The following is a 23,948-nucleotide window of genomic DNA, read 5'->3' as shown; positions in this document are numbered from 1 at the left end:
GGACCATGCGCATCCACTATCCCCGTACGCCGCACCTCCCCTGGTCCCCCGGGGCGGCGGCGGACGACGTCCGGGCCGTCGGACTGACGGGGTTGGCCGGGCGCGAGGTCGTGGTGACGGAGAAGCTCGACGGGGAGAACACCACCCTGTACGCGGACGGACTGCACGCGCGCTCGCTCGACTCGGCGCACCACCCCTCGCGGGCCTGGGTCAAGGGCCTCCAGGGCCGCATCGGCCCGGGGATCCCGGCCGGGAGGCGGGTGTGCGGGGAGAACCTCTACGCCCGGCATTCGATCCCGTACGAGGACCTGGACAGCTGGTTCTACGGGTTCTCGGTGTGGGACGGGGAGCACTGCCTGGACTGGGACCGGACCGTACGGTTCCTGCGCGGCCTGGGCGTTCCCACCCCGCGCGTGCTGTGGCGGGGCACCTTCGACGAGCGCGCGCTGCGCAAGCTGAAGCTCGACACGACGCGCCAGGAGGGGTACGTCGTGCGCACGGCGGCCGGTTTCGCGCGCGAGGACTTCGGCCGGTGCGTGGCCAAGTGGGTGCGGGGCGGCCACGTGCAGACGAGTACGCACTGGATGTTCGCGCAGGTCGTGCCGAACGGGCTCGGGCCGACGGCCCCGTTGTGGGCGGTGCGCTCGGGGGCCGAGGTCGATGTGCCCGGGCTGTCCGCCGCCCTCGGGATGAGCGGGACCGATGCCACCGCAGCCGCCGACAGCACCGGGGCCGCCGACGCGGACGAGGTCGCCGAGGTCGCGGCCCGGATCGACGGGGCGGGGCGGACCGGGGAGGACCGGCTGGCCGGTGTCCTGGCGGCCGTGCTCCACCGCGAGCCGCGGGCCCGGATCGCGGCGCGGATCGCTGCGGGCCCGGCCGGAATGGGGCTCGCGCGACGGGTCGCCGATCTGGTGGGGCTGTACCCGTACCTGCAACGGCCGTTCCCGGACGAGGACCGGCGGGCCGGGCTGGTCCGGATGGCCGCTGCGGCCGATCTCGGCGTGCTGCACGCGCTCGCCGGGGCGCTGGCGGACGGGCCCGAGGCGCGGGAGTGCACGGAATGGTCCGCGCTGTGCGCCGAGGAGGCCGGATTGCTCGGCCCGGATCCGTTGGAGGCCCTGCGGGCCGGGCTGCGCGAGGCGCTCGCCGGGCTGGGCACGGAGGCCGCGGACCGCTGCTGGGCCGAGGCGCGGCGGGCCTTCGCACGGGGCACGATCTCGGGTTCCGTGGTGGAGGAAGCCGTGGCGGCGACGTGGCAGTGGCGCGAGGGAACGTTCCCCCGGCTGGTGCAGCTGTGCGGACCTTCGGGCAGCGGGAAGAGCACCTTCGGCCGCGAACTGCCCGGGGTGGACGTGTACGTCAGTCTGGACGATCTGCGCACGGCCCGGGGGTCCCGTGCGGACCAGGGGGCCAACGCAGAGGTGTTGGGCGAGGGCCTGGACCGGCTCGACGCGGCCTTGGCCCGCGGCGGGACCGTGGTGTGGGACGCCACCTCGCTCACCGACCAGCAGCGCGGCCTGGCAGGCTCGGTCGCACGGCGCCGCGACGCGCTGGTCACCCACGCCGTGGTGCTCGTGGAGGAGGCGGAGCTGGTGCGGCGCAACGGCGTGCGCCCGCATCCGGTGCCGCCGCAGGTGCTCGCCTCGCAGGTGCACCGGTTCAGCCCGCCGTACGCCGGTCAGGCGCACCGGACGTGGTACATCGGTGCGGCCGGGGTCGTCGAGGACACGGCGGGCGGCCTCGCGGGCGGCTCCGCCGGCACGGGGCGGGGACGAGGGCACGGACAGGGACGAGGACGGGGAGCGCACTGATGCGTACCAGCGAGGAGCTCTACCACCAGGTCCGCTGGGACTCCCGGTTCGATCCGGCCCGGTTCGTGCTCGGACTGCTCCAGCGCGGGGCGGCACCGAAGCGGATCCCGCTGCCCTCCTTCGTGCCGGGCGGCGACATCCCCTGGCACCGGGTGCTGTTCGTCGAGGCGGACGGCGAGCTGGTGTGGGACCGCGCCACGGGCGTGGACCGGATCGATGTCACCGCGGCGGGCCGGGTCCGCGATCCGCGGCTGCTGCGGGCCCCGTTCTTCACCGCCCGGACCCCCCATGCGTGGGACCCGGCGGGCGGCGGCGCCTGGCGGCCCGCCGAGCCGGTGCCCGGCGGCGGCGCGGCCGCTGCCGCGCCCGCCTCGGTGCGGCTGCTGACCTGGAACACGCTCTGGGACCGGTACGACGCCCCGCGCATCTCCACCGCCCGGCGCAGGCCGCTGCTGCTGGCCGATCTCGCGGCCGCCGATGCCGACGTCATCGCGCTACAGGAGGTCGAACCCGAGCTGCTCGGGATGCTGCTGGCGGCGCCGTGGGTGCGGGCCTCGTACACCCTCGGTACGGATCCGGGCGGCCGGGACGTCGCCGAGTGCGGGCTGCTGCTGCTCAGCCGGCTGCCGGTGCGGGAGGCGGGGATGCACCTGTTCCGCCCGCACAAGGCGGTCACCGCCGTCACGGTGGACACCGCGGCCGGGCCCCTGGTCCTCGCGAACACCCACCTGACCAGCGACCACACCGAGAACGGCGACGTCCGGCGGGAGGCCGAACTGGCGCGGCTCGCCGAGGGGCTGGGCGGCGTCGAGGCCGGGGTGGCGCTGCTGGGCGACTTCAACGACGGCCGCCACGGCGCCCGGGGGCCCGCGGCCGCACTCGGCATGCGGGACGCCTGGAGCGACGTGCACGGGGCGACGGACGACACGCCGACCTTCGACCCGGTGGCCAATCCGCTGGCCGCGGTGGGCTCGCTGTCGGGCCGGGCGGCCCGGCTGGACCGGATCCTGCTGCGGTCCACGACGGCGCGGGTGGCCCGGGCCGCACTCCGCGGCGACTCACCTGCCCCCGAGGGGTTGTTCATCTCCGACCACTTCGGGGTGGAGGCGACGGTGGAGTTCGGGGAGCGGGGCGGTGCGCCCGCGCGCCTCGACGTACCGGCGACGGCACGGACGGCGGTGGCATGGCTGCCGCCGGCCCTGCCGGAGGCGGTACGGGAGCTGCGCCGCGAACTCGACCCGCAGGCCGGACGCTGGCCGGCGCACGTGAACCTGCTCTTCGGCTTCGTCCCGGAGTCCTCCTTCGTCGATGCGGTGCCGCTCCTGGCCGAGGCGGCCGCCGCGACCGGGCCGTTCCCCGTCCGGTTGGAGGGTGTGCACAGCTTCGGGCACCGTGAGGACGCCACGGTCTGGCTGGCCCCGGCCGCCTCCGGTGAGGCGCCGTGGCAGGAGCTCCGGCGCGCCCTGGCGGAGCGGTTCCCACGGCTGTCGGGGACGTACGGGTGATCACCAGGGCTACACCCCTCATCTGACGCTGGGGCGCAGCCGGGACCCGCAGCGCGCGGTCGCGGCCTTCACGGCCCGGCTCGGCGGCCCGGTGGCCGCGCGGGTCGGGGAGCTGGCCGTGCTCTCGCGGCGCGGGGACGGGCCGATGCGAGTCCGGGCGACGGTGGCGCTGGGGACGGGCGAGGTCCGTTGGGAGCCGGAGGGCTCGGACCGGCCGGAGACCGCGGACCGGCCCGGGCCCGCGGTCCGGGAGGAGGCCGCGGACCGGGAGGAAGCCGCCGGGTCGGTCACCGCGCGCGTCCGGGCGGCCCTGGGCGACGCGCAGGTGCACGTGGCCGGGTCGCGCCGCATGGGCTGTGCACTGCCGGAGTCCGACCTGGACCTCGTGGCGGTGCTGCCCGGTCCGGGCGATGTGGCCCTCGTACGGGACCGGGTGGCGGCGGCGCTGCCGGAGGCGGGGCGGCTGCGCGAGGTGACGGGGGCGCGGGTACCGGGACTGCGGTTCCGCGTCGGCGGGCTGTCGGTGGATCTGGTCGCGGTGGCCACCGGCGACCTGGATCCGGCGTACGCAGTGGCAGGGCGGGCGGAGCTGGGCGAGGCGGCCGCGCTCGCGCTGAGCGCGGTCAGCGACGCCGATGCCGTGCGGGAGGGGGTGGGTGCGCAGCGGCAGGCCGCGTTCGCCGGGCTGGCGCGGCGGGTGAAGGCGTGGGCGCGGGCCCGCGGGCTGGACTCGGCGCCGTTCGGCGGACTGCCCGGACTGGCCTGGGCGGTGCTCGCGGCGCGCACGGTGGAGGAGGTCGGGGCGCTGCCACCCGACGCCCTGCTGCGCGAGTTCTTCGGCAAGTGGGCCGCCTGGGACTGGCGGACGCCCGTCTCGCTGTCGGCGGCGGGCCCGGGCGCGGCGGAGGGCGGGCCGGACGCGGTCACGGTCCTCACCCCGTCGGAGCCGGTGCGCAGCTGCACGGCCCAGGTCGGGCCGGGCCTGCGCGACCTGCTGGTCCAGGAGTTGTACGCGGCCTGGGAGCTGTTGGAGTCCGGTCCGGCGGACTCCGTGTGGGCCCCGGGGCCACCGTCGTTGCACCGTCGGCACGCCGCCTGGGCGGTGGTGACCGTACGGACGGCCCCCGGGGCGGAGTTCGAGGAGACCCTGGGCCGGGTGCGCGGGCGACTGCGGGCCCTGCTCGGCGCGCTGGAGGAGGCCGGTGTCACGGACGCGCACGCCTGGCCCCGGCCCTTCGAGTCGGACCCGGCCCTGGCCCGCTACGCGATCGGCCTCGGCGCCGCTCCGCCCGACGCGGCGCGCCTGGCCGCCCTGGCCGGCCCCTGGCGGACCGGCCTGGCGGGGGTCGAGGTCTCCTGGGCGGCCGGCGGTGAGGTACCCGACCAGGTGTGAGGAGTGAGCGGTCAGGGGCCGTGGCTCAGGCGTGGTGGGTCAGACGTTGCGGGTCGTGGGTCGTGGGTCGTGGGCGCACGGGGGTCAGATCTCGATGATGATCTTCCCTGCCGTGTGACCTCCCTGGCTCAGCTCGAAGGCGGCCGCCAGCTCGCCCAGCGGGAACGTCGTGGCGACCGGTACCTTCAGCTGTCCGCTGTCGGCGAGCCGCCCCAGTTCGGCCAGGTCGCTGCCGACCGGGCGGACCCACATCCACTCGCCGCCCGCGCCGAGCACACTGGGGTCGGCGATGGAGGCGTGCCGGCCGTCGTCGTGGAGCACCTCCCGGGTGACGGCGCCGACGCCGCCGACGAAGTCCGCGACGACCGTGGGGCCGTCGGGTACGAGGGCCCGCACGCGCGCGGCGAGCCCGTCCCCGTACTCGATGGGTTCGGCGCCGAGTTCGCGCACCCGGTCGTGGTTGCGCGGGGAGGCGGTGCCGATGACCCGGGCGCCCAGTGCGCGGGCGATCTGCACGCCGAAGGAGCCGACACCGCCCGCCGCGCCGTGGATGAGGACGGTGTCGTCCTTGCCGGTGCCCAGGCGGGTGAGCAGCTGGTAGGCGGTGAGCCCGGCGAGCGGGAGGCCGGCGGCCTCGGCCCAGGTGAGGGAGGTCGGCTTGTGCGCGAGGGCGCGCACGGGCACGGTGACGAACTCGGCGAAGGTCCCGCCGTGCACGTAGTCCTTGCGGGCGTACGCGATGACCTCGTCGCCCTCGGCGTATTCGGGGGTGTCGATGCCGACCCGCTCGACGGTGCCGGCCACGTCCCAGCCCGGGACCACCGGGTAGACCACGTCCATCAGGGGGTCGAGCCCGCCCGCCATGATCTTCCAGTCGACGGGGTTGACGGCGGCGCACTTGACCCGGACGAGGACCTCACCGGGTCCGACCTTGGGCATCGGCAACCGGGTCTCGGAGAGCACCTCCGTCCCGCCGTACGTCTCGTACGCCATCGCCCGCATGGTTTCCTGGCTGCTCCGGCCCGACTGGGACATGTACCCGACCTCTCCGTGTGCTGGTGGAACCCGCCCCCGGCCCATCCCACCATGCACGAAGCGCCCGCCCCACGAAGCGGGGCGGGCGCGGCGCGGCGCGACACGGCGCGACACGGCTCGGCGCGACACGGCGCGACACGGCAGCGCGCTGCCGCGTGCTCACTCGTACTCGGTGCCGCCCTTGCGGGTCAGGTACGCCGGGCTGACCGCCTTGGCGATGGCGCGGCCGCCCACGACCGGGCTGTACCGTTCCGCCGCCGGCCGGATGACGACGCCCTCCCGCAGGTGCACCGCCTTCCCGGAGACGGTCTCGCGGCCGCTCGCCAGCTCCAGCACGGTGTCGAGGTCGTACGGGCCCTCGTACAGCCGCGGTACCAGCGGAAGCTCACCGTCCGTCAGGACGGCGGCCGGGTCCAGCCAGCGCGTGTGCCCGTCGATCTCGGCGGAGACGTCGAAGACGGCGTATCCGGGTGGCGCGTCGGCGGTACGGACGTCGGTCCCGTACGAGAGGTCCTGGACGCCCTTGCCGTACACCTCACCGAAGATCCCGACCCGGGACGCCCCGAGGCGGTCGGCCAGGGCCGCCGCGACCTCCGCCACGCGGTGCCCGCGTACGGCCCGCCAGTAGAGGTTGCGCTCGTCCTCCTTGAGCGCCAGCCCCTTCGAGCCGAACCCCTTGGAGGAGACGTAGGACCGCTCGCCCTCGGCCACGTACGTGAACAGGCAGGCGGTGCCGTGCAGTTTTTCGGTGAGGACGACCGGCTCGTCGGGCTCGAAGATGTGCGGGTAGCGCTGGAGGTTCTCGATGTCGACCCACGGCATGAGGTCGGCCGCGGCTTCGACGTCGCCGTTCATGGTCGTGGGTATCGGCGGGGCCCATTTGGTGATGCCGAGCAGCTCCGCGAAGTCCGTCCCTTCCTTGGCCGCCTGCGCCAGGTCCACATCGGCGAGCACGCGCGGCCTGCACACCAGTCCTTGCGAGAGTTCGCCGCGCAGCCGGACCGCCTTGACCCGGTCGGCGGAACCGCCCGCGAGCCGCCCGGTGAGGCCGAGCTCCTCGATCAGATCCGCCGGCAGCACGGCCTGTTCGGGGATGTAGACCGCGAACTCTCCCGTGCGGTAGGCACCCTTGGCGATCACGGCGCGGTACAGGCCCACCTGGGCCAGTTCCAGCGCATCCGCGTTCGGGTGCTCGTGGACGGTCAGTTCTTCGGCGGTGACGCGCAGGGTCGACATGGGACGGCTCCAACAGGGGTCGGGGACACGGCCGACGCCCGGTGGTGCGGCGCGTCGGTGACGACCACTCTGCTTCTGGCCATTTCCGCTGGTCCAGCGAATATCACGGTGTTAACCTGCCCGCCCCGGCACCCCTGTCGTCCCTGGCGTCCCGGGTTCCACGTCCCGCAGGAGGTCCCCGTGTCAGCTCGTCCGGTCACCGTCGTCACCGGCGGGAGCAGGGGCATCGGTGCGGCGACCTGTCTGCGGCTGGCCGCCGACGGGCACGATCTGGCGCTCGGATACACCCGGGACGCGGCGGCGGCCGGGGCCGTCGCCGAGCGGGTGCGGGCCGCCGGGGCCCGCTGTGTGACCGTGCGCGGTGACATCTCCCAGGAGTGCGCCGTGGAGCGGCTCTTCGACATCGCCGGCGCCGAACTCGGCGGGGTGACCGGGCTGGTGAACAACGCCGCGGTGACCGGCCCGCTGGGCCGGCTCGCCGATGCCCGCACCGAGGACCTGCGGCGGGTCGTGGAGGTGAACCTCCTCGGATACCTGCTGTGCTGCCGCCGGGCCGCCCGGGACATGGCGGCGGGCGGCGGCGGGGCGATCGTGAACGTCTCCTCCACGGCCGCCACCCTCGGCAGTCCCGGAGAGTACGTGCACTACGCGGCGACCAAGGCGGCCGTCGACGCGCTCACCGTGGGGCTCGCCAAGGAACTCGGCCCGGACGGGATCCGGGTCAACGCCGTGGCTCCGGGCATCATCGAGACCGACATGCACGCGGCGATGGGCGATCCCGACCGTCCGGCGAAGGCCGCGGCCGGGATCCCGCTCGGCCGGCCCGGCCGGCCCGACGAGATCGCCGGGGCGATCGCCTGGCTGCTCTCCGCGGACGCCTCGTACACGACGGGCACGGTGCTACGGGTCTCCGGCGGTCGCTGACCCCGTGGGACCGGCTGCCGGCAGGGCCGATCCGCGCGGCGGTCCGGCGCGGGACTCACATCCACGAGCCGTGCTGGAAGACCACCAGGAGAGCCAGCAGCATGACGAGGACGGCGCCGAGGCAGGAACGCGCGAAGGCCTTCGCCACGGCGTTCTCGTCCGGCGCGGGCGCGGACACCCGGTAGGGGTGCGGGGGCAGCGGCGGACCGGGTGGCGGGACCGGGACGGACAAGGGAACCCCCGTGGGCGCAGAGACGTTTCCGCCGGGAGCGGGGCTCACGAAAGCGCCCGCTCCTGCGTTCACCCTGTAGCTTGACAGAAGAACTGAACGCGTTCAATCAAATGGGTGAGGTTCCGTGCACCGCCTGCCGGATCGGCGGGCGGTCAGCCCATCGCCGCCCGGGTGGCCGGGCCGTAGACGCCCGGAGGGTCGCCCTTGATGGAGCGGTCGCGCTGCAACTGGCCGACGCCCCGCTTGGTCTGGCTGTCGTAGACCCCGGTGACGGAGACGTACGTGAACCCCTGCCCGCGGAGCAGCTCCTGTAGGGCGCGCACCTCGGAGCCGCTGTCGCCCATCCGCAGCGTTCCGGAGGAGCTCGGCGGGCTCGGGACCGAAGCGCTGGGCGAGGAGGGCGGTTTCGGGCCCCGGCTCGCGGACGCGCCCGGCTCCCGGGAGGGAGTGGGCGGTGCGGAGGCGGCAGCGGAGGCGCCGGGGGAGGATGCGGACGCGCTCGGGCCGGGTACGTCGGCCTCGGCGCCGGAGCCCGGGCCGCCCGCCGGCAGCTTCGGTACGGACAGCTCGGCGGGCGCCCCGGCCCGGGGCGGCTGCGGGTCGGAGCCGCTCAGCAGGATCACCAGGGCGCCCACCGCGGCGAGCGCCAACAGGGTCAGGGCGGCGAACGGAAGCCGGCTGCGGTGCCCCCGGCCGGCGCTGCGGCCCGCAGCCGGGGCGGAACCGGAGCCGGGCGCGGCACCGGGAACGGCGACCGGAACTCGGGATTCCTGGACGTGCGCGGGGCCGGGGAAGGCAAGGGGCCCGGTCTGCGGCCAGGCGGGCACGGTCGACCGGGGCGGCGGGCCCGAGTGGGCGACGTACGGGCGTACGAGCAGGTGGTCGTCGGGGACGATCCCGCTCTCATCAGGGTCCTGGCGCATGGTGGTCTCCCGGCGGGGACGGGGGCCGGCGCGGCGGTGCGGTGCCGGCCCCCACCCGGTCGGTCAGACTCCGCGCCGCCGGGCGGCGGGAGCCGGGGCCGCACCGGCGGCGGGGGCGCCGGGCGTGCCGAGTACGTCGCATGCGCTGTGTGCCGGAGAACCGCCGATTTCGGTCGGGTCGATCGACGGGCGAACGGATAGGGGCATCTGACGTATCTCCGAGGTGCGGCTCACGCTGTGGTGCTCGATCGGCGCACTCTTGCCCTCCGGCGGGGGCCGGGTCAAGCCGGGTGTCCGATCCGCCCCCGTCCATCCGATCTGTCGGGCGCGCCGCTCCCGCCGCTCCCCGAAATCAGCCGGGGGTGCGGGGGGTGCGGCGGATCGCCGCGACCCACACGGTGGCGGCCGCCGCGAACATCAGGGCGGCCCCGACGGGGGTGAGCAGCCCGACGGGCAGCAGCTCGGAGGTGATCAGGCAGAAGATGCCGAGCGAGACGGCGCAGACGGCCGCCCAGCCCTGCCACGGGGCGGCACCGGTCCCCGGTGCGGGTCCGACCCCCGGGGCGGGTCCGGCTCCCGGCCCGGCCGTGGGCTCGGGCCCCCCGAGCAGTCCGGGCCCTGTCAGTCCGGGCTCGGGCGGGCCCGACTCGGAGGGCGGCGCGGGATCGTTGCCGGGCGCGGCGGCTGAGGTCATGGATCGGCACTCCGTACGGTCGATCGGCGGGCAGGACACGGCGGTACGGGGAGCCGGGGGTCGCGCCTCCCCCTTCACCCGTACTGCCGTTCCAATTCCCCACGGGCCCCGGCCATTCCCGCCGGGCCGGTGTCACCCGCACGCGTGAGAGGAGGACCGGGCCGGCCCGGCCGTACGGCAAGGTGGTCGGATGCAGTTACGCCGTGCCGTGCCCCTCTCCCTCGTCGTGCTCCTCGCCAGCACCGGCTGCGTCTCCGTCGGGCCCGGGGATCCGGCTCCGGCTCCCGTACGGGGATCCGTACCGCCGGCCGAGGCGCCCGAGGTCCCGACGCCCCTGGCCCTGCCGTTGGGGGCCCTGCCCGAGGCCGCCGCGCCCGCTCCGGACCCGGCCCCGGACCCGGGCCCGAACCCGGGCGCGGACGCCCCGGAACAGGTCCCGAAGTCGGATCCGGAGCCGGCCCCGGAGCCCGCGCGCGAGCGGGTCGCGAAGGCGGCGCCGCCGCGGCGCAAACGGGCGCCCGGGCCGGCGCCGGCCCATCCCCGGCGGCGGCCGGCCCCGCCGCCCCGCCTGGACCAGCTGTGCGCGGCCGCGGAGGGCGCGGTACCGCCGTCCATCGTCGACCTCTGTCTGCGGCAGTACGGGCGCTGACCACGGCGTCCGTCGCCGGTGCGACGCTTGACCCTCCCCCTGTGTCAGACCTTGTAGTGGAGAGCGTCATGTTCACCATCGGAGACTTCGCCAAGCACGGCCGGGTGTCGGTCCGCATGCTGCGTCACTACGACGCCCTCGGACTGCTGCGCCCGGCGCGTGTCGACCCCTTCACCGGCTACCGCTCCTACGAGGCCGGGCAGCTCGCCCGCCTCAACCGGATCATCGCGCTCAAGGAACTCGGCTTCTCACTCGACCAGGTGGGGACGATCCTCGGCGAGCGGGTGGGTGCGGAGGAGCTGCGCGGCATGCTGCGGCTGCGGCAGGCCGAGCTGGAGACCGCCATGGCCGCCGCGGCGGCCCGGCTGGTCCAGGTCGAGGCGAGGCTCCGGACCATCGAGGAAGAGGGAACCATGCCCGCCGACGACATCGTCGTGAAGAGCCTCCCGCCCGTCCGGCTCGCCGAGCTGACCGGCACGGCCGGGAGTTACGAACCGCAGGACATCGGGCCGGTCATCGGGCCGCTCTACGAAGAGCTGTGCCGCCGGATCGAGGAGGCCGGAGTCGTCCCGACCGGCCCCGGCACCGCCTACTACGAGGACGCGGCCGCCGGCGGACCCGCGGGGGCCGTCCTCGTCCACGCAGGACTGCCGGTGGCGGCTTCGGTCCGCGCCGAGGACCTCGGGGGTGAGGTACGGATCGTCACGCTGCCGGCGGTGGAGCGGGCCGCCACCGTGGTGCACCGCGGCTCGATGGACGGCGTGTTGCCGACGTCGCAGGCCCTGGCGCGGTGGATCGATGCGCACGGGCACCGCTCGGCCGGGTACGCGCGCGAGCTGACCCTGGCCTGCCCGGAGGATCCGGACCAGTGGGTCACCGAACTCCAGGAGCCCCTGGCCGCCACGTCCTGACACCCTCGCCCCGCCCCGGTGCACGGACGGCGGGCCCCGCAGGTCCTCAGGGGCGGCGTCCGCAGGCGCGGGCGCACCGCCGGGCCGTGTCGCGCCGGGCCGTGCGCAGCCTGCGCACGGTGTTGTGGCCGCGCCGCTTCCACTCGCCCCGGGGCAGCGCGGCCCGCTGGCCGCCGCCCGCGATCAGGGCGTTGACCGGGGTCATCGGGTCGGCGGCCATCGCCTTGGCGAACAGGACGCCCACGACGAGCGGGACCAGGGCCACGGCCAGGGCCGAGCCGGCCGTGGTCACATGCTGCATGCGCGGGCTGGCGGCCCGGCCGCTCGGGGCGTCTGAAGTCATGTCCCCATTCGACCAGCAGCACGGCGTCGGGGAATCGGGGTGGATACTCAGGCCGTTGGGTGTGAGGTACTCAGACGGGCGGGATGGGTGGTGGGTGATGGCGGTACCCGGGCAGGGCTTCGAGCCCGCGACCGGCGACGGCCCGGCAGCGGCGCCCGGCGGGCGTGCGGCGGAGCTGCGCACCGCGTACGAGGGGTTGCTACAGATCCGCCGTCTGGTGAACGGCCCGGCGGGCGCGGCGGTTCCCGCGCCGTGGGAGGTACGGCAGCTGCCGCGCGCGGTGGCCCTCGTACTGGAGGCGGCGGGGATCGTGCCGTCGGCGCTGGACGCCCGGGGGGTGCGTACGCGGACGGGCTACCGCGTGGCGGCCGCAACGGAACCCGGGCGGGTGGAGGTGACCTGGCTGGGACCGGCGGGCGGCGGTGCGGCCGGGGAGGAACAGGAGCGGCTCGCGGCCTGCGCGGCCGTGCTGGAACGGCTGGGCTGGGTGTGTCTGCTGTACCGGGGCCCTCGACGGCGCCGCTTCCTGGAGGTGGAGCCCCCGGGCGGGCCGGGAGCGCCCGGAGGCGCCGCAGGGCCGGGCGGGAGCCCGCTCAGCTGAGGGTGAGCAGGACGACGTCCACCTCCTGGCCGCGGGCCATGGCGAAATCGCGGGTGCGGCCGGTGACGGTGAACCCGCACTTCTCCAGCACCCGGATCGAGCCCGTGTTGTCGGCCACCGCCCCGGCGTGCAGGGGGCGGGTGCCCTCCAGCCGGATCAACGCGGCCAGCGCCCGGGTGGCGATGCCCCGTCCCCAGTGCTCCGGGCCGATCACGTACGTCACCTCGCGCTCCTGCGGCGGCCCGAACACGGCGGCGTGGCCGACCACGACCCGGTCGGCCAGCACGGTGCGCAGGAGCACGGCCGGGTCGTTGCGCACCTTCGCCCAATGCGTGTCGAAGTGGCCCCGGTCGTAGTGGTACTTCCTGGTGATCGCCGCCATCTGCTGGAGGCCCGGGTGCGTCAACTGCTCCCAGAAGACGGCCAGGTCGTCGTCGTTCGTCTCGCGCAGCTCGATCTCCATGCGCGCTCTCCCTCTCCCCCGGTGTGCGATCTCGACGGCCCACCCTACGAGGTGCGCGGCGCGGGCCCGGTCCCGTATCAGGCGTAGCGTCCGGCCAGCGTGGTCACCGTCTCGGCGAGGGCGCGGCGCAGTTCGGGCGGGCCGAGCACCTCGACCTCCGTGCCCAGGCGCAGCAGGTCACCCACGGCGACGGCCTGGGACTCGACGGCGATCCGCAGCCGGACCCAGCCGTCCGCGTCGGCGGGGCCGGCATCGGCGAGCGCCCGGGTGCCGGCCGCCCCGAACTGCATCGGCAGCAGCCGCTGTCCGCGCGGGGACAGCCGTAGTTCGGCGGTCTGCTGGTGGAGGGCTGCGTGCAGGCGGCTGGTGGACTGCGACCAGTGCGCGGCCAGTTCGAATCCGGCGGGCCGTTCGAAGCGCTCCGCGGCGGTGTCCACCGTCAGGAACCGGGAGACCCGGTAGGTCCGTACGGCTCCGTCGGCATCCGCGACATCGGCGACGAGGTACCAGATGCCGCTCTTGAGGACGAGGCCGAGCGGATGCAGCTCGCGCCGTACCTCGCCGCGCCAGCGGCGGTAGTGGGTGCGCAGCACGTGCTGGTCCCAGACGGCCTGGGCGATCTGCGCGAGGTGCGGGACGGGGTCGGCCTCCCGGAACCAGCCGGGCGCGTCGAGGTGGAAGCGGTCCTGGATCCGGCGGGCCCGGGCGGCGAGCGCGGCCGGCAGCGCGGCCTGGAGTTTGAGCTGGGCGGCGGCCAGATCGGCGCCGAGGCCGAGCTCCTGTGCGGGTCCCGGTGCGCCGGCGAGGAAGAGGGAACCGGCCTGAGTGTCGGTGAGGCCGGTGAGGCGTGTGCGGTAGCCGTCGGCGAGCCGGTAGCCGCCGGCCGGGCCGCGGTCGGCGAGCACGGGGACGCCGGAGGCGCCGAGGGCGTCGATGTCGCGGTGGATCGTGCGCACCGACACCTCCAGCTCGGCGGCGAGTTCGGGGGCGGTCATCCGGCCGCGGTTCTGCAGCAGCAGGAGCAGGGAGAGGAGCCGGTCGGCGCGCATGGCGTCATTGTCACCCGTACCTGACAGAAGGTGTCAGGTACGGGTGCCAGCCTGGGGGCACGCCGGGCGGAGGGACCGTCCGGCCGCCCGGGAGGACCGTCATGCCCACGCCCGTTGAGACCGGTGGCCGCTTCACCTTCGCCAACTGGGAGGAGAGCCCCGTCGGCGCCGTGGACGCCGTCCCGCGGCTCGCCCACGCCCATGTCAACAACGCCTTCACCGGGGGGATCGCGGCCGCCGAGACCGCCTGCGACTACACGATCGCCTACACCGGGGAGAACATCGGCTCCTACAGCGGGATGGAGCTGGTCCGCGGCAGCGTCGACGGCCGCAAGGGCAGTTTCGTGCTGGAGGAGCGCGGCACCTTCGATGCCGGCGGCACGGTCTGTCGTTTCGAGGTGGTCCCCGGTTCCGGCACCGGGGACCTCGTGGGACTGACGGGCTCCGGAGGCTTCACCTACCGGCACGGCGACGCCTCCGTCGCGTACGCCTTCACCTACGACCTGGGTGAGAGCCCGTCCCGTTGAGGGCCCGGGCGTTGGCGGTCCCCCCGGTCGGCGGCAATCATGCCGGCGTCATCGCACCGTTGCGCTCCGCCCCGGCGGGAACGTTCGTGAGCGTGTCGCACCGAACGCGCGTGGCGGCGCTCCTCGAGGAATCGCCGCTCACCGCCGCAGCCGTCCTCGCGGACGTGCGGCAGCTGCTCGCACACGGCACCCGGCACCCGGCACCCGGCACCCGGCACCCGGCAATGCCACGCCGGGCCGGTGGCGTTGGCCGAGGACACGGTCGCCCCGGAGTCCGTCCGCGGTCTCGACGAGCTGATGGTCGACTGACGTCCGCTCCGCTCGTCGGGCCCCGCCGCCGGCGGGCGACCGGCGTTGTCAGTGGGTCCCCCTAGCGTCTCGAACATGACGCGGACCGCACATACCTTCGCCTACGCACGCCCTTCCTCACTGACCGCCGCCGAGGCGGGTCAGGCCCTCAACCTGGAGACGGCCGGGGGTCTGACCCCGGCCGGGGCGGACCCCCACCCCCAGTTCTTCGCCGGGTTCCTGAGCGCCCCTCAGGCAGCCGCGCGGGCCCTGCTCGCCGTCGCGGACGTGGCCGCGGCCCGCTACTACCGGCGCACCCTGCCCGCCTCGCTCGACCCGGTCGTCACCGGCAACGGCGACCGGCTGCGCTTCGAGTCCTTCTCCGGGTGCTGCGGGGTGTACGCCCGGCTCGACGTACTGCCGGAGGGTCTGCGCGGCGCCGACACCGGCCACGGCACCACCAACGTCGACGTCAACAACCCGCTGCGCGAGGCGTTGTCCCGGTTGAGCGGTGACGACCCGCTGCACCTGCGGGTCGGCCCCGACGAGATGGCGGTGACAACGCTCGACGGGCCGGTCGTGGAGAAGAAGGTTCCGCTGCCGGAGCGCTGGCTGCGCGGCTTCGCCGAGTCCCAGGCCGTCACCACCGGCTTCGACCTGCGGGCCGAACTGACCGCCGCCGAGGCGACGCGCTTCCTCCGTTCCCTGCCCCGTACGGCCGTGGGCGGCGGCGCCGCGAGCGGCGCCCTGTGGGTGGTTCCCGCCGGTCGTACGCTGCGCCCCACCACCCGGCCGGTGCCCGGCGCCGTCTGCCTGCCCGGCCCCGAGCGTCTCGCCGCCCTCCAGCGGGTGCTGCGGCACGCCACGGGCCTGCGCGTATACGGTCCGGCGCCGGCCGGGGCCGAACCCACCGCCTCCGCCTGGGAAGTCACCCTGCCCGGGATGCGGCTCACGCTCACCCTCTCCCCGGAGGCCGCCCGCGGCTTCTCCGGCGAGGGCGGCGTCCTGGAGGCCCTGGCCACCGACGCGGCGGCCGAGGACGCCGAGCTGATCTCCGTACTGCTCGCCTGGGAGCCGCGCATCGATCCGGCCGATCTGGCCGAACAGTCGGGGCTCCCGGTGGATCGCGTACGGGCGGCCCTGACCCGCCTCGGTACGGCCGGCCGGGTCGGCTACGACATCGCCGAAGCCGCCCACTTCCACCGCGAACTCCCCTACGACGCCCGCCGCGCCGAGCGGCACAACCCGCGGCTGGTCGCCGCCCGCTCCCTGCTGGCAGCCGGCGCGGTCACCCTGGGCGGGCCCGGTACCGCCCAGGTCACCTCCGGTGAACGCCGCTACCAGGTGCGCGAATCCGGCGGCGCACTCAGCTGCACCTGCCAGTGGTGGGCCGACCACCGGGGCCGCCGCGGCCCCTGCAAGCACGCGCTGGCCACCCGGATGGCCCTGCGGGCCGCCGCCTCCGCCGCCCCTTCCGCCTCCTCCGCCTCCTCTTCCGTCTCTCCCGTCCCTTCCGGAGCCGCACGATGAACCCCACCGCGACCCCCACCACGACCCCCGCCGCGCACCTCACCGAGGAGGTCCTCGCAGCCGTACGGGCGGGCCGCACCACCCAGCTGCCGGGCCTCCTGCGGCCGCTGGAACCCGTACAGCGCCGGGCGCTGCTCGCCGGCCTGAAGGAACTGCGCGGCGAACTGCGTTCCTCGCGGTGGGAGCGCTGGGAGGACCGCAACCGGATGAACCCGGCCCTGGTGGTGGCCGGAGCCGGCTGCACCACCGGGGCTGCGGCCGCGGCCACCTGGATCGGCGCCGCCGATCTGCGCCGCTGGGGGGCGCAGGCGCCCACCGCCGCACTGCTCGACGTCCTGTCCGGCCGGGATCCGAAGTGGCTCGGCGACCTCGCCCACCGGCTGGCCGCGCGGCCGGCCACCGCCGAACAGGACTACCCGCTGATCAGCGAACTCGTCCGGCTCGCCGGCGCTCCGCTGCCCACCACCGACGGCTGCGTGGAGGGCTGGGCAGCGGCCATGGGAGCCTCCCGTAGCCCCCTCGTGGTGGCCCTGCGCCGCGACCCCCACCTCACCGCGCTCGTCCCGCGGCTCTTCGAGACCGCCGAACCGGTCCGGTCCTTCACCTGGCCCCGGGAACCGCACCACCCCCACCACTGGCCGACCGCGCTGGCCGCCCTGGCCGAGGAGGGGCTCCTGGACCGCGCCGTGCTACTGGACGGGTGCACCGCACGGTTGCTGCGCGGCGGCAAGCCCGCCCAGCTCAAGCCCTACCAGGAGATCCTGGAAGCCCTCCGGCCGACCGCCGAGGAGGAACGGGAGCGGGTCGCCGACTGGATCGCGATGGCCGCCGACGCCCCGTCCGCCGTCGCCGGGACCGCCCAGCAGACCCTCGCCCGGCTCGCCGCGGCGGGCCACCTGGTCCCCCGCCGGCTCGCCGAGATGTCGGCCGCCGTCCTCTTCCGCCCCGAGAAGAAGCTGGTCCGCTCGCAACTCGTACTGATCGGCAAGGAGCTCACCCGCAACCCGGCCGCCGCTCCCGAGCTGCTGCCGGAGCTCGCCGAGGCGTTCGGGCACGCGGACACCGACATCCAGGAGCGCGCGCTGAAGCTGGTCGCCTCCCACCTCACCGACGATCCCGTGCTGCTCGCCGACCTCGCCGACCGAGCACACCTGTTGAGTCCGACCCACCGGGCCCGGGCGGTGGAGCTCCTCGGACCGGCCGCCGCTCCCACCGGGGAGTCCGGCCCTTACCAGGAGATCCTGCCGCCGCTCCCGGTCCCGGCTCCGCTCGCCCCGGCCCCGGAGACGGTCGCCGAGACCGTGGAGCTCGTCGCGGCGGTGATCAACGCGCGCGCCGCCACCGTCGAGGAGTTCGAGCGCGCCCTGGACGGGCTGGTCCGGCACGCGTACCGGGACCGTGCGGCCCTCGCCGAGGCGCTGCGGCCCGCGCTGGCGGACCGCTGGTGGCTGGACCCCGAACAGTCCCGTTACTACACGCAGGAGTTGCCCGGCCTGGAGCACGTGGCCGCCTGCGTCCTGGACGCGCCGCCCACGGGCACACCGGATCCGGCCCTCGTGTCCTGGCGCAGCGACTGCCACCACCCCGCGATCGGCGCCGCCACCCATGCGCGCGTGGCCGAGGCCGCGGAGCGCATCGCGTCCCGGCCGGTGCCCTTCCTCCTCGCCACGCCCACCGTGGAGACGGGCTCGCTGGACCCGCGCGTACTGGTCGCCCGCCTGGCCGAGTACGGCCGTCTCGGCGCGGACCCCGCGCCCGCGGACTTGGCCCAGGCCTTGCTGCGGGTCCGCCGCGACGCCTCCGTCATTCCCGAGGCAGCCGCCCTCGGCACGCCCGCGGGCGATCGGCTGGCCGCCTGGCTCGGCGAAGCGGGCCGGCCCGTGGCCGTCACCCGCCGTACCGCGCCCGCGGTGGAGCACCGGTGGGGCGGCGTGACGCCCGCGCGTCTCGTGCTGGACACGGCGCAGCGGACGACCGTGGTGCGCGAGTTCCCGCACCGGTTCCACGAGCTGGCGAAGGCCCGCACGGCGACCGACCGCTGCTGGGACGGCCGCGACGACACGTCGATGATCGCGGTCCTGCCCGAGGACCGGGAGGCCCTGGCCGCCTGGTGCCTCCCGGTCGTCACGGCCGGTGCCGTCAACGAGGCGCGCGAGTCGGCCGCAGCGCTGCCCCTGCTCGCCGCGGCCGGTGGACCGGCCGGCCCGGCCCTGCACCTGGCGGTCGCCACCGGGCTCGGCGCCCGGCACCCCGAGGACCGGCTGAGGGCCGTGGACGCGCTCCTCACCCTCGCCGCCCAGGGTGAGCTGGACGCCGTACGCCTCGGGTGCGATCTGGCCGAGCTGATCGCCCTGGGCACGGTCAAGCCCAGTCGGCTCGCCGACTCGCTGCGCACCCTCGCCGCCACGGGCGCGTACGCGACGACCTGGGCCGTGCTGGCGGCCGCCCTGCCCGCGCTGCTCACGGGGACGGCCGATCCCCGTGGCACCGGGGACCTGTTGTCGACGGCCGCCGACTGCGTGGAACGGTGCGGGGCGGCGGCGCCCGAACCGGTCGGGCTCGCCGCCATCACGGCCCGCGGCGGCACGTCGCGCCTGGTCGCCCAGGCGGCCCGGCTGCGTGACGCCCTCCGCCGCAACGAGGGGGTTCCCACCGCGGGCAACTGAACGGGGGCCGCACCGGAAGAATTGTTGAAAGCGGTCCAACTGTCCGGAAATATGCGGCCAATTTGGCGATGAGTGGACTGATGTTCCATCATCGTGACTGCACGTCAGCTTTCGGCGTGCGTCAGAGGGATACGGGGGCGCCGGGGGGTCCCCCGTTCACACCGGCCCGACTCCGCAGGCGAGTTCCGTCTCTCGCCGCGCCCCGCCGTGATTCCCGTTCCCGTTCCCGTCATCCAGGCAAAGGCTCATGTCCGCCCAGCAGCTCTCGGACCTCATACGTTTCGCCCGTCACAACTCGCCCTACTACCGCGACCTCTACGCGTCCCTGCCACCGCACGTCGACCGCCTCACCGACCTGCCGGTGGTCGACCAGCAGGACTTCTGGGCGGCCAACGCCCTGCACGACAGCCGTGTACTGACCGGCCCGCTCAGCGAGGCCACGGTCTACAAGACCGGTGGCACCACCGGGTCCCCCAAGTTCTCCGTCTACACCCGCGACGAGTGGCGCACGTTCGTCACCGCCTTCGGCGAGGGGCTCGTGGACACCGGACTGCGCCCGGGGCACCGCGTCGCCGACCTCTTCTACGCCGGGGAGCTGTACGCCAGCTTCCTCTTCGTCCTCGATTCGCTCGCCCACGCACCCGTGGACAACGTCCGCCTGCCGATCGGCGGCGGCGCGCCACTGGAATCGACCATCCCGACGCTGCGCGATCTCGCCGCCCAGGTACTGACCGGCACGACCACCACCCTGTGCCGGCTCGCCGAGCAGGTCGTCGCGTCCGGTGTCCGGATCGACTCGGTGGAGTTGCTCCTCTTCGGCGGCGAGGCCCTCTTCGACGACCAACGGCGGCTGCTGGCCACCGCGTTCCCGGGTGCCGAGGTCCGTTCCGTCGGATACGCCAGCGTCGACGCGGGCCTGCTCGGCCGCCCGGTGCCCGGTCCCGACGCCCGGGTGCACCGGGCCTTCACCCCGTACGCGGTCGTCGAGATCCTCGACGATTCCACCGACGAGCCCATCACCGAACCGGGGCGGCCCGGCCGGGTGGTCGTCACCAGTCTCTTCCGCCGCCTCATGCCGATCATCCGCTACCCCGCCGGCGACCGGGCCGAGTGGACCGGCACCGGGCCCGGCCACTTCAGGATCCTCGGGCGCGCCGAGGAGGGCGTGCGCGTGGGCCCCGTCTCCCTCTACACCCAGGACGCCCAGGACGCCGTGGCCGCGGCGGACACCGCGGGCCACGTGGTCGGCATGCAGCTCGTCGTCCGCCGCTGGGACGGCCGCGACGGGCTCGTCCTGCGACTGGCGACGGCCCCCGGTGACGACGCCCGCGACCAGGTCGCGGACGGCCGTGAGGCGCTGGCCCGGGCCGTCGTCGCGGAGCTGGAGACCGTACGGCCGCTGTATCCGGACAGCGTGCGTGCCGGGTTCGTGCACCCGCTGTCCGTGGAGTGGGCGCGCCACCGCGACCTCGCCGTCAACCCGCGCTCGGGCAAGCTCGTCCGCGTCCTCGACGAGAGGCCGACCGCATGACCGCCTCACCCGTGACCGACACGACCGACCCGACCGACACGGAGAAGGAGCCGGAGAAGGAGCCGCAGCCGCGGCCCGGGACCGGCGGTCGACGCGCTCCGCTGATCCTGCGCAACCGGGCCTTCGCCGCCGTATGGCTCGGGCAGGTCCTCACCCAGGCCGCCGTGCGCATGTTCCAGGTCGGCGTGTCCTGGTGGATCGTCGCCTACGCCGTGCCCGAAGCCCGGGGACTGGCCTCGGGGCTGTTCATGGCGGTCTGCACGCTGCCCGCCGTGGCGCTGGCGCCCGTCGTCGCCGGGGCCGTCGCGCGCATCGCGCACCGCTCGGTGCTGCGCACCGCCTCCGCCGTGGCCGGGGCCTCCTCGGCCGCCCTCGCGCTGTGGGCGTACGGCGGCGACCTGCCGCTCACCACCGTGTACGCCGCCGGTCTCGCCCTGGCCACCTGCCAGGCGTTCTTCGACCCGTGCCTGACCACGTCCGTCCCCGAGCTCGTCGACGACGCCGACATCGAGACGGCCACCGGCTTCGAGCTGTCCACCCAGTCCCTGGCCGGCCTCTCGGGAGCGCTGCTCGGTGCCCTGACCGTCGACCGGGCGGGCGTGGCCGGGCTGGCCGCCGGCTGCGCGGCCGCCTACCTCGGCGCCGCCGTACTCGTCGCGAGCGCCCGTTTCCGTACCGTCGCCGCGGGCGACGCGGACGGCGCCGCGGCCCCGACCCGGCGGCGCCCGCTCCGCCGCATCCTCGCCGAACTGCCCTCCGTACGGCGGATCTTGATCTGCTTCACCGCGGCGAACCTGTTCACCGCCGCCGTGTTCGTCGTCATCCCCCTCTACACCCGATCGGTCCTCTTCGGCGGGGGCGCCACCGTGGCCCTGCTGGAGGCCTCCCTGGGCACCGGTGCGCTCGTCGGCGCCTTCACCGGCACCCGCGTACCGGGACGGCCCACGGTCGCCGGCGCCTGGTGCCTGGCCCTGATGGCCCTCGCACTGGCGCTGCCCGGACTGTTCGCGCAGCGCCCGGTCGTCGCGGGCTGCCTGGCCGTGGCCGGCTGGTGCGCGGGGGCCGTCAGCGTGCGGTTCGTCGCCCTGTTCCAGCGGATGGTGCCGACGGCGGACAAGCCCGGCTTCTTCGCCGTGATGCAGGCCGTCCTGGGCGCCTCCCTGCCGGTGGCGTCCCTGGTGTTCGGCTCCGCCGGTGACTTCCTCTCCCCGCAGACGCTCTGCCTCGTACAGGGCATCGGGCTGCTCCCGGCCGCGTGCGCGCTGGCCCTGCTGGGCTCCCGTACGCCCGACCCGGCCGTCGCGGAACCCGCCGGAGGCGAGCGATGAGCCCCGTGATCACCCCGGCCGTCCGCGCGGACATCGCCGAGCTGCGCCAGCTCTACTACGCCGTCTACGGTCCGCACTACCCCGTGGCCCTCGGCACCGACCCGGCCGAGATGGCCCGGCTCATCGCCGACCCGCACTCCCTGTGGCTCGTCGCCCGCTGCGCCGACACCGGCGCCCTGACCGCGTCCGCCGCCATCCACGGCGAGGCGGGCAGCCGCACCGGCCGCCTGGAGGGCATCGCCGTGCACCCCGAGCACCGCTCGGCGGGCCTGGCCGCCGCCCTGACCGAGGCCCTGTGCGCCGGGATGCTGGACACGGGCCGTCTGGACTCGGTGTACGCGACCGTACGCACCGTCAGCGCCGGTCCGCAGCGCGTCGTCGCCCGCAACGGCTTCCGGCCGCTGGGCATCCTGCCCAACGCGGTGGACCTCAGCACCCGCGAGAGCCTCGCACTCTACGCGCGTCACGCCGCCGGAGTGCTCGACCGCCGGATCCCCGTCACCGAAGTACCGGCCCCGATGCTGCCGTTGCTGCGCACGGCCGAGTCCGCGCTCGGCATCGACTACCCCGGGGTCAGGGCCGCCGCCGGCCCGCTCCCGGAGCCCGCGCCGCACACGGCGGTCGAACGGCTGGAGGTGATCGAGGCACCAGCCTTTGTCCGCCGCCGTTTCCGCGAGCGGTTCCCGGGCGCCGGGGGCTGGTTCTACCCGCTGCACACCCCGAACGTGCTGCTCACTCCCGAAGACGGCCGGTTCGAGGTCTACGCCTACCTCAACCGCGCCGGCGGGTACGGCTGCCTCCTGACGGCCCACCCCGACCCGGCCGCTGCCGCGGCCCACCTCGAACCCGTCACCCGGGCCCTGGCCCGCGCGGGCGCCGGCTACGTCGAGGCCCTGGTGCCGCTCGCGCACCACGAGGCCCTCTCGGCCTTCCTCGCCCAGGGGTTCGTCGCCGGGGCCCTCTACCCGGCCATGCGCGCGGACGGCGACGGCTTCCACGACTACGCCGTGCTGTCCCGTTCCAGCGAGCGGATCGACTTCCGCGGCGTCGCCGTCGAACCGCCCCTCCAGCCGTACCTGGACTGCTACGTGTCGGCCTGGGCGTCGGCACACCTGCCCACTTCATCCGAGGTTGCCCCATGAGCCCCAAGAGCCCTGTGAACCCCCATCTCGCGCCGGTCTCCGTACCCGACCCAACCCTGCTGCCGCACGTGCAAGAGCTGTGCGACCTGACCGATCCGTACGCCTTCGGACCCGCGCAGGACGAACTGTTCGCCGCGGCCATGGCGGAGAGCAACGCCTGGCACACCGAGCGCTCCGCGTTCTTCCGCTCCCTGTACGAGGCCACTGCGCCGGCCGAGCCGTACCGTACGCCGCTCGTCCACGCGAACTTCTTCAAGCGGCACGAGGTGCTCTCCATCCCCCGCGAGGACGTCGAGCTGCACCTGACCTCCTCCGGAACCACGGGCCAGAAGTCGCAGATGTTCTTCGACGAGTGGACCATCCGCTCCGCCCAGCGCATGGTCGCCCGGATCTTCGAGCGCAACGGCTGGATCACCCCCGACCAGGAGGTCAACTACCTCCTCTACAGCTACGAGCCGGCCCCCTCCTTGAACCTCGGGACCGCCTTCACCGACAACTACCTGTGCGACTTCGCCCCCGCGCGCAGCGTCGCGTACGCACTGCGCAACACCGGCGGCGAGCACGAGTTCGACCCCTTCGGCTGCATCGCCGCACTGCGCCGCTTCGAGCGGGAGGACGCCCCGGTCCGCATCCTCGGCTTCCCGGCCTTCCTCTTCTTCACCCTGGAGCGGATGCGGGCCATGGGAATGCCTCCGCTGCGCCTGCCCGAGGGCTCCTTGGTCGTCCTCGGCGGCGGCTGGAAGGGGCACGCCGACCGGCGCATCGGCAAGGAGGAGCTGTACGCCCGCGTCACCGAGCAGCTCGGCGTTCCGGGTGAGCGGATCCGGGACACCTTCGGATCGGTCGAGCACTGCATCCCGTACATCGAGTGCGACCACCACCGGCTGCACGCCCCCGTCTGGTCACGGGTGACGATCCGCTCCACCCGCACGCTCGAACCCCTGCCCCACGGGGAACGGGGCTACCTGCACCTCGTGTCGCCGTACATCACCTCGGTGCCGGCGCAGAGCGTGGTCATGGGCGACCTCGCCTCCCTCCAGCCCGGCAGCGCGTGCGGATGCGAGCTGGAGACCCCCTGGTTCACCGTCCACGGCCGGGCCGGGGTGAGCCGCAACCGCAGCTGCGCGGTGGCCGCAGCGGAACTGATGAAGGGAATGGTGTGAC

Annotated in this window: 20 protein-coding genes and 1 pseudogene; 13 read left to right on the top strand and 8 right to left on the bottom strand. The window is 75.0% G+C overall.

From position 1 onward, the window contains the following. Positions 1-5 precede the first annotated feature (5 nt). Complete coding sequence (locus OG594_RS18645) at positions 6-1,814, top strand: RNA ligase family protein (protein ID WP_266600313.1); 1,809 nt, start codon at positions 6-8, stop codon at positions 1,812-1,814. After that, a pseudogene (locus tag OG594_RS18640) lies at positions 1,814-4,712 on the top strand (poly(A) polymerase). Before OG594_RS18645 ends, OG594_RS18640 begins: the two are co-directional and overlap by 1 nt. A gap of 84 nt (positions 4,713-4,796) precedes the next feature. On the opposite strand, the gene OG594_RS18635 reads toward OG594_RS18640, so the two are convergent. Together OG594_RS18635 and OG594_RS18630 are read right to left on the bottom strand one after the other, a co-directional pair. Next, the gene (locus tag OG594_RS18635; RefSeq protein WP_266603024.1) at positions 4,797-5,714 is read right to left on the bottom strand and encodes an NADP-dependent oxidoreductase; all 918 of its coding nucleotides are present in this window, start codon (positions 5,712-5,714) and stop codon (positions 4,797-4,799) included. Positions 5,715-5,906: 192 nt separating this feature from the next. After that, entirely contained in the window at positions 5,907-6,983 is a 1,077-nt protein-coding gene (locus OG594_RS18630; protein ID WP_266600311.1) for an RNA ligase (ATP), read from the bottom strand. A 180-nt stretch (positions 6,984-7,163) separates the two neighbouring features. Here OG594_RS18630 and OG594_RS18625 point away from each other — a divergent pair, with 180 nt between their 5' ends. After that, positions 7,164-7,907, top strand: a complete 744-nt coding sequence (locus OG594_RS18625; RefSeq protein WP_266600309.1) for an SDR family NAD(P)-dependent oxidoreductase — start codon at positions 7,164-7,166, stop codon at positions 7,905-7,907. A 55-nt stretch (positions 7,908-7,962) separates the two neighbouring features. Here OG594_RS18625 and OG594_RS18620 read toward each other — a convergent pair whose 3' ends face one another. The 3 genes from OG594_RS18620 to OG594_RS47115 form a co-directional block, all read right to left on the bottom strand. Then, positions 7,963-8,139, bottom strand: coding sequence for a hypothetical protein (locus tag OG594_RS18620; RefSeq protein ID WP_266600307.1), 177 nt, complete (start codon positions 8,137-8,139; stop codon positions 7,963-7,965). 152 nt (positions 8,140-8,291) lie between these two features. Next, positions 8,292-9,062, bottom strand: coding sequence for a peptidoglycan-binding protein (locus OG594_RS18615; protein ID WP_266600305.1), 771 nt, complete (start codon positions 9,060-9,062; stop codon positions 8,292-8,294). Between the two features lie 352 nt (positions 9,063-9,414). Beyond that, on the bottom strand, positions 9,415-9,756 hold the full coding sequence (locus tag OG594_RS47115; RefSeq protein WP_323185246.1) for a hypothetical protein: 342 nt from the start codon (positions 9,754-9,756) through the stop codon (positions 9,415-9,417). Positions 9,757-9,946: 190 nt separating this feature from the next. Here OG594_RS47115 and OG594_RS18605 point away from each other — a divergent pair, with 190 nt between their 5' ends. Then, on the top strand, positions 9,947-10,405 hold the full coding sequence (locus tag OG594_RS18605; RefSeq protein ID WP_266600303.1) for a hypothetical protein: 459 nt from the start codon (positions 9,947-9,949) through the stop codon (positions 10,403-10,405). 68 nt (positions 10,406-10,473) lie between these two features. Further along, the gene (locus OG594_RS18600) at positions 10,474-11,316 is read left to right on the top strand and encodes a MerR family transcriptional regulator (RefSeq protein ID WP_266603022.1); all 843 of its coding nucleotides are present in this window, start codon (positions 10,474-10,476) and stop codon (positions 11,314-11,316) included. A gap of 46 nt (positions 11,317-11,362) precedes the next feature. On the opposite strand, the gene OG594_RS18595 is transcribed toward OG594_RS18600, so the two are convergent. Further along, entirely contained in the window at positions 11,363-11,659 is a 297-nt protein-coding gene (locus OG594_RS18595; RefSeq protein WP_266600301.1) for a hypothetical protein, read from the bottom strand. Positions 11,660-11,756: 97 nt separating this feature from the next. Between OG594_RS18595 and OG594_RS18590 the strand changes: the two genes are divergently transcribed. Then, the gene (locus OG594_RS18590) at positions 11,757-12,260 is read left to right on the top strand and encodes a hypothetical protein (protein ID WP_266600299.1); all 504 of its coding nucleotides are present in this window, start codon (positions 11,757-11,759) and stop codon (positions 12,258-12,260) included. Here OG594_RS18590 and OG594_RS18585 read toward each other — a convergent pair. After that, positions 12,253-12,723 carry a GNAT family N-acetyltransferase gene (locus OG594_RS18585; RefSeq protein WP_266600297.1) on the bottom strand — a complete coding sequence of 157 codons (471 nt, stop codon included), beginning with the start codon at positions 12,721-12,723 and terminating at the stop codon, positions 12,253-12,255. The two genes, OG594_RS18590 and OG594_RS18585, sit on opposite strands and share 8 nt — an antisense overlap. Positions 12,724-12,800: 77 nt before the next feature. After that, a complete protein-coding gene (locus OG594_RS18580) occupies positions 12,801-13,772 on the bottom strand; it encodes a YafY family protein (RefSeq protein ID WP_266600295.1) in 972 nt (323 codons plus the stop codon). Between the two features lie 101 nt (positions 13,773-13,873). On the opposite strand from OG594_RS18580, the gene OG594_RS18575 reads away from it, so the two are divergent. The 7 genes from OG594_RS18575 to OG594_RS18545 all read left to right on the top strand — a co-directional run bounded on the left by OG594_RS18575 (position 13,874) and on the right by OG594_RS18545 (position 23,947). Next, the gene (locus OG594_RS18575; protein ID WP_266600293.1) at positions 13,874-14,299 is read left to right on the top strand and encodes a DUF3224 domain-containing protein; all 426 of its coding nucleotides are present in this window, start codon (positions 13,874-13,876) and stop codon (positions 14,297-14,299) included. A 384-nt stretch (positions 14,300-14,683) separates the two neighbouring features. Next, positions 14,684-16,117, top strand: a complete 1,434-nt coding sequence (locus tag OG594_RS18570) for an SWIM zinc finger family protein (RefSeq protein WP_266600291.1) — start codon at positions 14,684-14,686, stop codon at positions 16,115-16,117. After that, positions 16,114-18,783 carry a DUF6493 family protein gene (locus tag OG594_RS18565; RefSeq protein ID WP_266600289.1) on the top strand — a complete coding sequence of 890 codons (2,670 nt, stop codon included), beginning with the start codon at positions 16,114-16,116 and terminating at the stop codon, positions 18,781-18,783. The genes OG594_RS18570 and OG594_RS18565 overlap by 4 nt, the downstream gene beginning before the upstream one ends. A 247-nt stretch (positions 18,784-19,030) precedes the next feature. Further along, positions 19,031-20,314 carry a phenylacetate--CoA ligase family protein gene (locus tag OG594_RS18560; RefSeq protein ID WP_266600287.1) on the top strand — a complete coding sequence of 428 codons (1,284 nt, stop codon included), beginning with the start codon at positions 19,031-19,033 and terminating at the stop codon, positions 20,312-20,314. Beyond that, positions 20,311-21,642 (top strand): MFS transporter, encoded by a 1,332-nt coding sequence (locus tag OG594_RS18555; protein WP_266600285.1) that lies wholly within the window; start codon positions 20,311-20,313, stop codon positions 21,640-21,642. Before OG594_RS18560 ends, OG594_RS18555 begins: the two co-directional genes overlap by 4 nt. Further along, the gene (locus OG594_RS18550; RefSeq protein WP_266600283.1) at positions 21,639-22,784 is read left to right on the top strand and encodes a GNAT family N-acetyltransferase; all 1,146 of its coding nucleotides are present in this window, start codon (positions 21,639-21,641) and stop codon (positions 22,782-22,784) included. Before OG594_RS18555 ends, OG594_RS18550 begins: the two co-directional genes overlap by 4 nt. 14 nt (positions 22,785-22,798) lie before the next feature. Next, entirely contained in the window at positions 22,799-23,947 is a 1,149-nt protein-coding gene (locus tag OG594_RS18545) for an acyl-protein synthase (protein ID WP_266603020.1), read from the top strand. Position 23,948 lies beyond the last annotated feature (1 nt).

Source organism: Streptomyces sp. NBC_01214 (assembly GCF_026340975.1).
Taxonomy (GTDB): Bacteria; Actinomycetota; Actinomycetes; order Streptomycetales; family Streptomycetaceae; genus Streptomyces.
The sequence above is the reverse complement of the archived record's forward strand: the minus strand, read 5'-3'. Positions and strand labels throughout refer to the sequence as shown.

Excerpts from the sequence above, each read along its gene's own strand:
- OG594_RS18645 (WP_266600313.1), top strand. The coding sequence starts at position 6 with ATGCGCATCCACTATCCCCGTACGCCGCACCTCCCCTGGTCCCCCGGG.
- OG594_RS18635 (WP_266603024.1), bottom strand. The coding sequence starts at position 5,714 with ATGCGGGCGATGGCGTACGAGACGTACGGCGGGACGGAGGTGCTCTCC.
- OG594_RS18630 (WP_266600311.1), bottom strand. The coding sequence starts at position 6,983 with ATGTCGACCCTGCGCGTCACCGCCGAAGAACTGACCGTCCACGAGCAC.
- OG594_RS18615 (WP_266600305.1), bottom strand. The coding sequence starts at position 9,062 with ATGCGCCAGGACCCTGATGAGAGCGGGATCGTCCCCGACGACCACCTG.
- OG594_RS47115 (WP_323185246.1), bottom strand. The coding sequence starts at position 9,756 with ATGACCTCAGCCGCCGCGCCCGGCAACGATCCCGCGCCGCCCTCCGAG.
- OG594_RS18605 (WP_266600303.1), top strand. The coding sequence starts at position 9,947 with ATGCAGTTACGCCGTGCCGTGCCCCTCTCCCTCGTCGTGCTCCTCGCC.
- OG594_RS18600 (WP_266603022.1), top strand. The coding sequence starts at position 10,474 with ATGTTCACCATCGGAGACTTCGCCAAGCACGGCCGGGTGTCGGTCCGC.
- OG594_RS18595 (WP_266600301.1), bottom strand. The coding sequence starts at position 11,659 with ATGACTTCAGACGCCCCGAGCGGCCGGGCCGCCAGCCCGCGCATGCAG.
- OG594_RS18590 (WP_266600299.1), top strand. The coding sequence starts at position 11,757 with ATGGCGGTACCCGGGCAGGGCTTCGAGCCCGCGACCGGCGACGGCCCG.
- OG594_RS18585 (WP_266600297.1), bottom strand. The coding sequence starts at position 12,723 with ATGGAGATCGAGCTGCGCGAGACGAACGACGACGACCTGGCCGTCTTC.
- OG594_RS18580 (WP_266600295.1), bottom strand. The coding sequence starts at position 13,772 with ATGCGCGCCGACCGGCTCCTCTCCCTGCTCCTGCTGCTGCAGAACCGC.
- OG594_RS18575 (WP_266600293.1), top strand. The coding sequence starts at position 13,874 with ATGCCCACGCCCGTTGAGACCGGTGGCCGCTTCACCTTCGCCAACTGG.
- OG594_RS18570 (WP_266600291.1), top strand. The coding sequence starts at position 14,684 with ATGACGCGGACCGCACATACCTTCGCCTACGCACGCCCTTCCTCACTG.
- OG594_RS18565 (WP_266600289.1), top strand. The coding sequence starts at position 16,114 with ATGAACCCCACCGCGACCCCCACCACGACCCCCGCCGCGCACCTCACC.
- OG594_RS18560 (WP_266600287.1), top strand. The coding sequence starts at position 19,031 with ATGTCCGCCCAGCAGCTCTCGGACCTCATACGTTTCGCCCGTCACAAC.
- OG594_RS18555 (WP_266600285.1), top strand. The coding sequence starts at position 20,311 with ATGACCGCCTCACCCGTGACCGACACGACCGACCCGACCGACACGGAG.
- OG594_RS18550 (WP_266600283.1), top strand. The coding sequence starts at position 21,639 with ATGAGCCCCGTGATCACCCCGGCCGTCCGCGCGGACATCGCCGAGCTG.